General features: G+C 72.5%; 9 protein-coding genes. 7 read left to right on the forward strand and 2 right to left on the reverse strand.

What is annotated here, in order from left to right:
• Positions 1-2: 2 nt before the first annotated feature.
• Positions 3-629, reverse strand: a complete 627-nt coding sequence (locus ACFQRF_RS00275; protein ID WP_379867944.1) for a hypothetical protein — start codon at positions 627-629, stop codon at positions 3-5.
• Positions 630-1,201: 572 nt separating this feature from the next.
• On the opposite strand from ACFQRF_RS00275, the gene ACFQRF_RS00280 reads away from it, so the two are divergent.
• Both ACFQRF_RS00280 and ACFQRF_RS00285 read left to right on the forward strand, forming a co-directional pair.
• Positions 1,202-1,408, forward strand: a complete 207-nt coding sequence (locus ACFQRF_RS00280; protein WP_379867945.1) for a hypothetical protein — start codon at positions 1,202-1,204, stop codon at positions 1,406-1,408.
• Positions 1,409-1,546: 138 nt separating this feature from the next.
• Entirely contained in the window at positions 1,547-4,636 is a 3,090-nt protein-coding gene (locus tag ACFQRF_RS00285; RefSeq protein ID WP_379867946.1) for an AfsR/SARP family transcriptional regulator, read from the forward strand.
• A gap of 25 nt (positions 4,637-4,661) precedes the next feature.
• On the opposite strand, the gene ACFQRF_RS00290 is transcribed toward ACFQRF_RS00285, so the two are convergent.
• On the reverse strand, positions 4,662-5,309 hold the full coding sequence (locus ACFQRF_RS00290; RefSeq protein WP_379867947.1) for a TetR/AcrR family transcriptional regulator: 648 nt from the start codon (positions 5,307-5,309) through the stop codon (positions 4,662-4,664).
• A gap of 486 nt (positions 5,310-5,795) precedes the next feature.
• Here ACFQRF_RS00290 and ACFQRF_RS00295 point away from each other — a divergent pair, with 486 nt between their 5' ends.
• From ACFQRF_RS00295 to ACFQRF_RS00315, 5 genes are all read left to right on the forward strand, one after another.
• Positions 5,796-6,719, forward strand: a complete 924-nt coding sequence (locus ACFQRF_RS00295; RefSeq protein WP_379867948.1) for a LysR family transcriptional regulator — start codon at positions 5,796-5,798, stop codon at positions 6,717-6,719.
• Positions 6,720-6,877: 158 nt separating this feature from the next.
• Positions 6,878-8,140: a CaiB/BaiF CoA transferase family protein gene (locus ACFQRF_RS00300; protein ID WP_379867949.1), complete on the forward strand. Its 1,263-nt coding sequence runs from the start codon at positions 6,878-6,880 to the stop codon at positions 8,138-8,140.
• On the forward strand, positions 8,112-9,026 hold the full coding sequence (locus tag ACFQRF_RS00305) for an HpcH/HpaI aldolase/citrate lyase family protein (RefSeq protein ID WP_379867950.1): 915 nt from the start codon (positions 8,112-8,114) through the stop codon (positions 9,024-9,026). Before ACFQRF_RS00300 ends, ACFQRF_RS00305 begins: the two co-directional genes overlap by 29 nt.
• A 210-nt stretch (positions 9,027-9,236) precedes the next feature.
• Positions 9,237-10,580, forward strand: coding sequence for a CitMHS family transporter (locus ACFQRF_RS00310; RefSeq protein ID WP_379867951.1), 1,344 nt, complete (start codon positions 9,237-9,239; stop codon positions 10,578-10,580).
• A gap of 85 nt (positions 10,581-10,665) precedes the next feature.
• Positions 10,666-11,562 (forward strand): phosphorothioated DNA-binding restriction endonuclease, encoded by an 897-nt coding sequence (locus tag ACFQRF_RS00315; protein ID WP_379867952.1) that lies wholly within the window; start codon positions 10,666-10,668, stop codon positions 11,560-11,562.
• Positions 11,563-11,572 lie beyond the last annotated feature (10 nt).

Consider the following 11,572-nt stretch of genomic DNA (forward strand, 5'->3'; position numbering starts at 1 on the left):
GGTCAGCTCCCGTGCACCGGCAGGACGAGGTCGGCCACCTCCTGCTCCGTCGCCCGCCACGAGGAGCTCTGGTCCAGGAAGCCGGGGGCGAACTCGGCGCCGAGGACGACCAGCCGCAGCCGCTCGACGTCGGAGGCCGCGCCGACGCGTTCGGGGAGCGGCCAGCGCAGCAGCACCGTCTCGGGCATCTCGGGTTGCAGGTAGGTGACGGGGTACTCCTGGTCGCGCTCCAGCGTGATCTCCAGGCCGTCGTCGTCGACGTCGACGCCGCCGGGCAGCACGGACGGGCGCACCATGTCGGCGACCGCGAAGGCCCGCACCGGGGACCGATCGTGCGAGGTGAGTTCCGCGCGCACCTGGATCCACTCCGAGGTGCCGGCGAACTCCTCCTTGGTCACGATGGAGGCCTCCTCCACCGTCAGCGTGAACATATCGTTGCGGACGGGGGTGTCGGCGGCGGGCTGCGGCGGGGCCTCGGGCGCGCGCTCGAACCCGCCGGTGCGCCATAAGACGAACAGCAGTCCGGAGGCCACCACGGCGAACACCGCCGCCAGCACGGCACGTGCGACCGGGCTCCGGGGCAGGAGATCCCCGGGGCTGACCTCGTGGTCCGGCGCGTGATGTGCCACGTGGGCAGTGTAGAGGTAACCGATTGATCTCGGACATGGGCGGCCACTTCGGGACACTTCACGGGTGAGTGGAATCGCCGGCAGGGGGCAGACTGCCGATGACCGATGCCGTTCGTCCGTGGGCCCACCCCCGCCGCCGGGGACGCATGGCGCTGTAAGCGCACTGAAAGCGCATCGGAAGCGCGCGTCTCTAGAGTCGGACCCACTCTGCGAGACCGGTTCGCGGGAGGACGGCCCAAGAAACCGGTCTGGCGGTCGCAACTGTGACGCCGGAGTACCGTTGCGTGCCCGCGTGACCTCGGGTGCAGCGGGGGTGTCACGGTTGGCCGGACCTGGTTGGGCCGGCCGGGGCGCCTCGATCGTGGCGGATCGAACGGCCCCGGTCGGCGCACCGGTTCCGGGGGGCAAGACCACGGGGGCCGCGACCGGCACGGACGGCGGAATGTCGGCCGGGGGTGGGAGTGTGTTCTCCGAGACGGGGTCGTGGGGGCGCGGACCGGGGGGACCCGGGGGGAAACCGTGTGTTCGGCGGCCGCGTCCACCACAACGTGGATTCACTCAGGGGAGAGTGTATGAGTCAGCTGCTGGCCTCGGATCACGGCCGTACGGACGCCGAGTTCCTGCGCATCGTGGAAGGACTCGGGCGGTGGGGCGTCTCGGGGGCGACGCCCGCCACGGCCAAGCTGCGTCCGACCAAGGACGAGCCCCAGCCCCCGGAGGAGCAGCCGGAGACCGAGAAGCCGGCGGAGGGCGAAGGAGCCGGCGACGAGCCGAAGTAGTCCTGAGCCCACGTGACGGACTCCCACATACGGATTGAATTCCGCCATTGCGCCCGCGATCTCCCAGAGGAAAGCGCGGGCGTAATGGTATGGGATTTCTCCTCATAAACCACGAATGGTCTTGCTACAGTGCCGTTTGTGGATTTTGGCGTCCTGGGTCCGATTGCGGCCTGGCGCGACGGCGAAGCGATCCCCGTCGGCGGGCCGCGCCAGCGGTGCGTCCTGGGAGCGCTGCTGGTCCACCTTGAGACCGAGGTGACGGTCGACCGGCTCATCGACTTCCTCTGGGACGGCGACCCTCCCCGCACCGCCCGGTCTATCATTCAGGTCCAGGTTTCGCATCTCCGACGGGCATTTCCCGGCGTGATCGAGACGACCGCCGGCGGCTACCTCGCGCGGGTCGATCCCGAGCGCGTCGACCTGCACCGGTTCCGGCGGCTATGCGTACGCGCCCGCGACTCCACCGATCCCGAGCATGCCGCGCGGCTGTGGGGCGAGGCACTGGACTGCTGGCGCGGCGACCCGTTCTCGGGAACCGGCTCGGAGAACCTGCACTACACCCTCGGCCTGCCGCTCCTGGAGGAGAAGTGGGCGGCGGTCGCCGCCTGGGCCGAGGCGTGCTTCGAGCTCGGCCGGTACCGCGACATCGTGACCCGGCTGACCCCCCTCGTCCGGCAGGACCCGCTGCGCGAGAGCCTGCACCTGCCGCTCATCGCGTCGCTGTACCGCGACGGGCAGCGGGCCACGGCGCTGGCCACCTTCAGCGAGATACAGCGGACGCTCGCCGACCAGCTCGGTATCGACCCCAGCCGCGAGCTGATGGAGCTGCACCAGCGCATCTTGCGCGACACCGAGCCCGACGGCCCGCCACGGCGGCGGCCGGGCGCCCGGACCCGCCGCCCGGACGGAGATCCGCACGGCGCCGGCCCGGGCGGTCCCGCGGCGGCCGACCGGAGCACCGACCCGTCCGTCCCGCCCGAGGAGACCGGCGGCGAGGCCGCATCCTTCCTCCCCCGCAACGACCTGCCACGCGACATCCCCGACTTCACCGGCCGCGACGCCGACCTGGAGCGTGTGCTGGCCATCGGCGCCACCGGCGGCGAGCAGGCCGAGGTGTGCGTCATCACCGGACCCGGTGGAGCCGGTAAGACCACGCTCGCCATTCACGCCGGGCACCGCCTGGCCGAACGCTTCCCCGACGGCGGGCTGTTCGTGGACCTGTACGGCCACACGGTCGACCAGGAGCCGATCAGTGCGCTCTCCGCCCTGGGCAGGCTGTTGCGCGCGGTGGGGGTCGCGCCCGAGGCGATGCCCGACACGGTGGCCGAGCGAGCGGCGCTGTGGCGGGCCGCCATCGCCGGCCGGCGCGTCCTGCTGCTCCTGGACAACGCACGCTCCTTCGCACAGATCAGCCCGCTGCTGCCCGCCTCCCCGGGCTCCCTCACCGTCATCACGAGCCGGCACGAACTCTCCGGGCTGAGCGGCGCCCACCACGTCTCGCTGGGGATGCTCGACAGCGGCGCCTCGGTCTCGCTGCTCGGGGCGGTGCTCGGACAGGAGCGCACCGCGCGCGAACCCCAGGCGGTGCGGGCGGTGGCGCGACTGTGCGGCGGGTTGCCGCTGGCGCTGCGCATCGTCGCCGGACGCATGCTGACCCGGCCGCGCTGGACGTTCGCGCACGTGGAGCAGCGGCTCGGCGAGCAGCATCGCAGGTTCCAGGAACTGCGCACCGACGGGCAGAGCGTCGAGGCGATCTTCGAGCTCTCCTACCAGAGCCTCACCGACCCCCAGCGCGACGCGTTCCTGCGCCTCGGCCTGATGATCGGCGGCAGCATCGACCTCTACGGCGCCGCGGCCCTGCTCGACGTCGACCTCCCCGGTGCCGACGACCTCCTCCAGGAGCTGGTCAGCGTGTGCCTGCTGGAGGAGCAGGGAGTCGACATCTACCGCTTCCACGACCTGATCGGCGCGTACGCCCGGCAGCAGGCCCTGAAACATCTCCCGGCCGAGGACGTCGACGTGATCCGGCACCGCGCCGGCGACCACTACCTGCACACCGCGCAACGGGCCGCCGAATGGCTCGGCTCGCGCGGGCATGACTACGAGGTCGACCCCACCACGACCTCCCGCTACCGGGCCGACCTGTCGAACTGGTCGGAGGCGATCGCCTGGTTCGACGTCAACCGCGAGAACCTCGCCGCCGTGGTCGACTACTACGCGGGGCAGGGCAACGGCAAGCAGGCGTGGCAACTGGCGCACTCCCTCTGGCGGTTCTACGCCGTGCACGGGCAGACCGAGCTGTGGCTGAGCACGCACGAGCGCGCGCTGGAGGCCAGCCGCGCCGACCGTGACGACATGGGCAGCGCGGTGACGCTCATCGGCCTGGGGATCGCGCACTGCCTCTCGGGCCGGTTCGAGTTCGCGCTCTCGCTGCTCAGCGAGGCGCGCTCCATCTTCGCCCGGCTCGGCGACCGCACCGGCGAGATCCGCGCCATCGCGAACCTGGCCATGGTCTACGAGCGCATGGGCCGTTTCCGGGACGCGCTCGCCGCGCTGGACGAGGTGCTGGAACACGCCGTGGCGATCGGCGATCGGGAGCTGGAGAAGCGGCAGCGCAGCAACATCGCCGCCATCGACCAGGCGCTGGGCCGGTTCGAGGAGGCGCGCAAGCACTGCGAGGCCGTGCTCGCCCTGCGCATCAGCGACCACCCGGACGACTGCCACGCGGCGGCGCTGCGGATACTGGGTGAGATCAACGCCCAGTCGGGCGACCTCACCACGGCCCTGGAGCAGTTGCACGGGGCCCTCGCCGTCTTCCGGGACCTCGGCGACCAGTCCGGCGAGACCTACACCCGCAACAACATCGGGGTCGTCCTACGCGAACTCGGCCGGATCGACGAGGCGGTGCAGGCCCACCAGACCGCACTGGAGCTGGGCCGGGAGACCGCGCAGCGCAGCGCGGAGGCCGAGGTGCTCAACGAGCTGGCCGTCACGCACGCCCGGGCGGGGCGTTACCCCCAGGCGCGCTCGGCCCACGACTCCGCGCTGCGGCTGGCGCGGGAGCGCCATGAACGGTACGCCGAGGCGCGCGCCCTGCACGGTCTGGCCCAGTTGCCCGCGGAGGTCGTCGACCCCGATGACGCCGCGATGATGCTCGCCGCCGCCACCAAGATCTTCGCCGAACTCGGGGTACCGGAGACTCCGGGGCCCGCCTCCGTGCGGGAGTGAGCGCTACGCCCCGGTGGCACGTGGCTCACGCGGCCGGGACGGGTGGCCGCAGGCCGAAGCTGCGGAAGACCACCTCCAGCATGGCCTGCAGCACGAGTTCCTCCCGTTCGGGCCGGTCGGTCTCGCGGTAGAGGCTCTGCAGCCGCGAGACCACCGCCATCGTCAGGAACTCCGCCGTGGACCAGGGGTCGGCCAGCGGCGCCGTCACCCGCCCGGCCGCCACCTCGCGTTCGTAGACGCCGACCAGCGCCGAGGTCCAGTTGTCCACGAGCTCCTGGTTCCACTGCCGGTTGAAGTCGCGATCGATGTCGGACAGGTCCAGCCCGGTCAGGTAGATCGCGCGCCGGTCCCGCCAGAACTGCACCAGCATGCTCAGCGACCGCTGGAGGTAACGGGCGAGGTCCTCGTTGTCGGCGAGCGGCTGGGCGCCGAAGCGGAGTTCGGCGCTGCGCTGGGTGATCAGCGTCTTGAGCATGTCCTCCTTGGTGGGGAAATAGCGGTACAGCCCCGAGCGCGCGATCCCGGCCCGGGCGGCCACCTCCTCCATGTCGAGGGCGTGCAGGTTGCTGTTCTCCCGGATCGCCTCCTCGGCGGCGTCCAGGATCCGTTTGCGGGTCCGCTCGCGCTTCGGCGGTTGCTGGCCGTGCGGTTGGCGGTGGGTGGAATCGGTCATGGTCGTCTCCGGAGAAACGGGGGCCGGCTGCCGCTGATCGTCGGCAGCGTAGGCAGTGCGGAACGTCACAGCCCTCACTCACAATAGAAATAAGACACGGTGTCTGTTATTTTGAAGCACGGAGTTCCGCACTCGTAGCGCGCAGTGACGAACGGGGCGTGCGCTGCGGTCGGATCCCGAAGAACGTGGTGGCCCCGGCTTCCTGCCGGGGAATTCGCGTCCTTCCCCTCAAAAATGGCTCGGCGGCGCGACACACCCTCCCTGACCGTCCCTCCCGGCGGTTCATCCCGCGTCGCCGAGCCTGTGTACCCATTCTGCTCGGCCCGGTACCGGGCTCCACCTCATGTCATGGCGGACGGGGCCCGCCATGACACAGGCCCCGCACCCTAGCGGTGCGGGGCCTGAACCTTGGGTCTGCCCGGCAGTTCCCATGGTGCCCGGCCGCGCACCGGACCCTTCTCGCCACTGTATCTATGCTGTTCGGCCATGGATCTGTCCCTCCGTCAGCTCTCGGCCTTCGTCGCGGTGGCCCGTTGCGGCAGTTTCACCGCCGCCGCACAGGAGCGGCACATCGCGCAGTCGTCGCTGAGCCGCACCGTCGCCGAGATCGAACGGCTGCTCGGAGCCAAACTCTTCCAGCGAGACACCCGGAACGTCCAGCTCACACCGGAGGGGGCCGAACTCCTCGACGTCGCAGAGGACATCCTCGCGGCGCACCGGGCCGGCATGACGCGGATGGCGCGGTTCGTCAGCGGCGAGCGCGGGGTGGTGACGGTCGCGACACTGCCGTCGGTGGCCGCGGTACTGCTGCCCACCGTCATCGCCACGTTCCGTGCGCACCGGCCCGGCATCGGGGTGCGCATCATCGACACGCACGCCGGCTCGGTGGTCGACCGGATGGCCGACGGCGAGGCGGATCTCGCCATCACCATCCCCGACGGCCTGCCCGAGTGGCTCAGCGGCCGCCCGCTCGTCCGGGACCGGTTCCACGCGGTGCTGCCCGCCGGCCATCCGCTGGCCGCCCGCTCCACCGTGGGCTGGGACGAGCTGGCCGAGGCGGGATTCATCGCGCTGGGCCCCGAGTCCAGCGTCCGGAGCTTCACCGACGCCGCCCTCGCCGAGGCCGGAAGCCGAACGCCGAGCGCCGCCGAGGCGCGCAACGTCGCCGCGGTCGCCGGGCTGGTACGGGCCGGGCTGGGCGTCTCGGCCGTCCCGGCACTGGTACGGACCCTGATGAGCTTCGCCGAGCTGGCCGACGGAGTCGCGGTCGAGCCGGTGGCCGAACGCCGACTCGACCTGGTGCTGCCGGCCCGGCGGCGGATCGCACCGGCGGCACGTCGCTTCGTGGAGCTGCTGGCGGAGCTGCGCGCCACCGGCCATCCGCTGCCGGACGGCGTGGAGTGGGCCTGACGTCGCGGCCCGGCCGCCGGACACCGGCCATGCCCGCCGTGCATCAATCCATCTCGGATTGATGTTGGACAGCGGTCGCCGCGCGCCCGCACGCTGGAGACCCGGCCGCCGCGCGGGCGGCCGGACCCGTGCAGCCGAGCAGGAAGGCGGGACGACCCGTGACCACGCGGCCCGAGGACGGCACCCCCGGCACCACCGACCCCCACGCCCCCGGGTCCGCGGCCCGTCCGGCCTTCGGGCAGTTCGACGGGCTCCGCGTCGTCGAGTTCGCGCACGTGGTCGCCGGGCCGCTCGCCGGCGCCATGCTCGCCGACCAGGGGGCCGATGTCGTCCACGTGGAACCGCCGGGCAGCGGCGACGCGGCGCGCGCCATGGGGCCCACCAAGGACGGCGCCCCGCTGTGGTTCAAGGTCGCCGGCCGCAACAAGCGTTCGGTCACGCTTGATCTGCACGATGAGCCGGGCCGCGCGGTCGCGCGGCGCCTGGTCGCATGGGCCGACGTGGTGATCGTGACGCTGCGCGCCGGCCGGTTGCGGGAGTGGGGGCTGGACTGGGAGGCGGTGCACCGGATCAACCCGCGCGCGATCATGCTGCAGATCTCCGGGTACGGGGCCACATCCTCCCTCGCCGACGCCCCCGGATTCGGCAAGATGGGCGAGGCGCGCAGCGGCGTCGTGCACCTCACCGGCTTCCCCGACGGCCCGCCCGTGCACACCGGGTTCTCCCACGGCGACGCGGTGACCGGCCTCATGGGCGCCTACGCGGTGGCCGCCGCACTCTACCGTCGCGAACGGTCGCCCGACTTCGCGGGCGAATGGATCGACCTCGCGCTGTTCGAGCCGCTCTTCCGGCTGGTGGAGTGGCAGGTCATCCTGCACGACCAGCTCGGCCGGGTTCCCGAACGCTCCGGCAACCAGCTCGCGGTCGCACCGGCCGCCGTCATCAACACCTACCGCAGCGCGGACGGGGAGTGGGTCACCGTCACGTCGGCCACCGCGCGGTCGGTGCGCAACGTGGCGCGGTTGCTCGGGCTGCCGGAGGAGGACTTCGTGACCACCGAGCAGCAGCTCGCCGGGCGGACGGTGCTCGATGACGGGCTGCGGGCCTGGGTGGCCCGGCACACGGTGGAGGAGTGCCTGGCCGGGTTCGCGGCGGCCGAGGTCGTCGCCTCGCGGGTCTACACCGCGGCCGACATCGCCGCCGATCCCGTCTACCAGGAACGCGGCGACATCGTGACGGTCCCGGACCCCGACCTCGGCGACGTCCGGATGCAGGCCGCCATCCCGCACTTCCGGAGCCGGCCCGGCAGGGTGTGGCGGACCGGACCGGCGCTGGGCGCCGACAACGACACGGTGTACCGGCAATGGCTCGGTCTCGACGAGGAGGAACTGCGTGACCTCACCGAACGCGGCGTCATCTGACCGTCCGGAGGCCCGCCTGGGCCGACTGCGCTCGCTGCTGTTCGTGCCCGGGACGCGGCCGGAGTGGGTCCCCAAGGCCATCACGGCGGGCGCGGACGCCGTCATCCTGGACCTGGAGGACGCCGTGCACCCGGACGCCCGGCCGGAGGCGCGCGTCGCCGTCGCCGAGGCGGTCGCCCGGCACCGCGGCGAGATCGCGGTGTTCGTCCGCGTGAACCCGCTGGACGCCTGGACCGGTGCCGAGGACGTGCGCCGGGTGGTCGCCGCGGGCGCGGCCGGCGTCGTGCTGCCCAAGGTCTCGGGGCCGGCCGACGTCCGGCTGGCCGACCGGCTGATCGGCTGGACCGAGGCCGAGAGCGGACGGCCCATCGGGGGCACCGTCCTGCTGCCGCTCCTGGAGACCGCCGCCGGGCTGGCCGCCGCCGAGCGGGTGGCCCGGGCCGCCGCCCGTGTCGGCTACCTCGGCGCGGTCACCGGCCGCGGTGGTGACGTGCAACGGGCCGTCGGGTACCGGTGGGACCGCACCGGCGGCGGCACCGCCGAACTGCGCGCCCGCGTGCTGCTGGACGCGCGCGCCGGCGGAGTCGGCCATCCGGTCGGCGGACTGTGGACCGACATCGCCGACCTGGACGGCCTGCGCGGCTTCGCGGCACGGAACCGGGACCTCGGGTACGAGGGGATGCTGGTGATCCACCCTTCGCACGTGCCGGTGGTCAACGAGATCTTCGGGCCGGACGAGCGGGAACTCGCCTACCTGCGCCGCCTGGTGAGCGCCATGGAGGAGGCCCGCGAACGCGGCGAGAACGTGACGGTGTTCGAAGGCGACATGGTGGACGAGGCGATGCTGGTCACCGCGCGCCGGACCCTCGCCGCCTACGGGGACTGAGCCGTCGGGCGGCGTGGCGGCGCGCGCCACCACGCCGCCCGGCGTTCGCGCGCGGACATTCATGCCCTGAGTGCATCAATGCGTGCGGAACCGGTGTTGGACGGGTGATCAGTCGACTGGTCAGTATGGGCTGGAACACGGCGACTCGTGAAGCGCCTCACACGCTTCGTGCCGTGCCTCCTCCTCCCGTCCCCTCCAGGAGAGCCGCCCATGTTGACATGGATGGGAACGCTGACCATCGCGGCAGTGCTGGCACTGCTACTGACGAACCGGGTGAGCGCCGTCGTGGCGCTGATCGCCGCACCCCTCGTCGTGGCGTTCGCCGCGGGGTTCTCGCCGTCCGAGATCAGCGAGTTCGCGCAGGCGGGCATCGCCGACGTGGCGGGGACCGCGGCCATGTTCGTCTTCGCGATCCTGTACTTCGGCATCATGCGCGACGCCGGGATGTTCGACCCCATCGTGCGCCGGGTGCTGCGCGCCGCAGGCAGCGACCCGGTCACGATCGCCGTCGCCACCGTGGTGCTGGCGATGGCCGCGCACCTCGACGGCGCCGGTGCCACCACTTTCCTCATCGCCGTTCCCGCCCTGCTGCCGCTCTACGACGCGCTGGGGATGCGCCGCCTCGTCCTCGCCGCGCTCGTCGGACTCGGGGCCGGGATCATGAACCTCACGCCGTGGGGCGGTCCCACCGCCCGCGCGGCGAGCACCGTCGGGGTCGACGGGAACGAGATCTGGGTGCCGATGATCCCGGCGCAGGTCGCCGGCATCGTCGCCGTGCTCGCGATCGCGGTCTTCCTCGGCCTGCGCGAGCGCCGCAGACTGGCCGCGGCCGGGTCTCCCGGCGGTCCGGCCACGGCCTCCCGGCCGGACGCGCGGCCCGGCCCCGAGACGCCCGCCGCACCGGAGGCGGAGAACCCCGAACTCGCCCGGCCGCGGCTCTTCTGGGTCAACCTGACGCTGACCGCCGTACTCGTGGGGGTGCTCGTCTCGGGGGTGTGGCCGCCCGAACTCGTCTTCATGGCCGGACTGGTGGTCGCGCTCATGGTGAACTACCCCGGTATGCGCCTGCAGAGCGATCGCATCAACGCCCACGCGCAGGGCGCCATCCTGATGGCGAGCACCCTGCTCGCCGCCGGCGTCTTCCTCGGAGTCATGGACGGCAGCGGCATGGTCGAGGCCATGGCGGTGAGCGCCACCGAACTGGTCCCGACGGCGGTGGGCCCCGGCCTCGCCGTGGTGGTCGGGGCGCTCGGCGTCCCGCTCAGCCTGGTCTTCGGCCCGGACGCCTACTACTTCGCGGTGCTGCCCGTGCTCGCCGAGGTGGGCCAGAGCTTCGGGATCTCCCCCGTGGACATGGCGCAGGCGTCCATCGCGGGACAGGAGACGGTCGGTTTCCCGATCAGCCCGCTGACCGGGTCGTTCTACCTGCTCACCGGCCTCACCGGCGTCTCGATCGGCTCGCACATCCGGTTCCTGCTCCCGTGGGCGTGGCTGGTCAGCCTCATCGTGCTGGCGTGCGCCGTCCTCACCGGTGTGATCCCGGCCTGGGGATGACCCGGCCGCCCCTGCGGCGCGGTGGCCGGAACCTCCCACGCCGCAGGGGTTCTGCCGTCCCCGGCGGTGCGTCTACGCTGTCGCCGTGGACGTGGTCGAGCGAGTGGCGGGCATCCGCATGGGACGCAGCGGCGGCGGTCGGGCGCCGCACAAGCCGTTGCTGCTCCTCTACGCGCTCGGGCGCTTCCAGCGCTCGGGGCCCGGCCCGATCCGCTACGCGGAGGCGGAGGGGCCGCTGAAGCGGCTGATCCGCGATTTCGCCCCGCCTCGCGCGGGCGGGCCGTACTACCCGTTCCACCACCTTGCCAACGACGACGGCGTCTGGGTCGTGTCCAGCGATCGGGGCCCGGGCAGCCCGGGCGCGTCTCCCAAGATGTTGCGGGAGAGCGGAGCGGTGGGCCGCCTCGGCCCGGAGATCGTCCGGGAGCTGGTCGCCCGGCCGGAGGTGCTGCCCGTGCTGGCCAGGGTGCTGCTCGACGACAACTTCGAGCCGTCGCTGCATTCCGACATCTGCCGCGCCGTCGGGCTGGACCTGGCGGACGCCGGATACACCCACGTTCCGGCGCGCGGCGGCCGGCGTCGCGACCCCGTCTTCCGGGTAGCAGTGCTGCGCGCCTACGAGTACATGTGCGCGTTCTGCGGATACGAGGGGCGGCTCGACGATGGTGCGGCGGTCGGCCTCGACGCGGCGCACGTCCGCTGGTGGGCCTTTGACGGGCCGGACAGCGTGGACAACGGCCTGTGCCTCTGCGCGCTGCACCACAAACTCTTCGACAAGGGGGTCCTCGGGCTGACGGACGACCGGCTGATCGCGGTCTCCGCGGCGTTCGTCGGCCGCACTGCCGCGGCGCGCGCTCAGGTGCACGCGCTCGCCGGCCGGGAGCTGTGCGGCCCGGCTCCGGCCGCCACCGGCGTACGGACCGACCACATCGCCTGGCACCGGCGGGAGGTCTTCCACGGTGAACCGCGGGTGCCCGCCTGACCGCACCGCC

The sequence above is a fragment of the Marinactinospora rubrisoli genome (assembly GCF_042664915.1).
Taxonomy (GTDB): Bacteria; Actinomycetota; Actinomycetes; order Streptosporangiales; family Streptosporangiaceae; genus Marinitenerispora; species Marinitenerispora rubrisoli.

Coding starts and splice junctions, on each gene's coding strand:
- ACFQRF_RS00280 (WP_379867945.1), top strand. CDS start 1,202: ATGAGTCAGCTGCTGGCCTCGGATCACGGCCGTACGGACGCCGAGTTC.
- ACFQRF_RS00290 (WP_379867947.1), bottom strand. CDS start 5,309: ATGACCGATTCCACCCACCGCCAACCGCACGGCCAGCAACCGCCGAAG.
- ACFQRF_RS00295 (WP_379867948.1), top strand. CDS start 5,796: ATGGATCTGTCCCTCCGTCAGCTCTCGGCCTTCGTCGCGGTGGCCCGT.
- ACFQRF_RS00310 (WP_379867951.1), top strand. CDS start 9,237: ATGTTGACATGGATGGGAACGCTGACCATCGCGGCAGTGCTGGCACTG.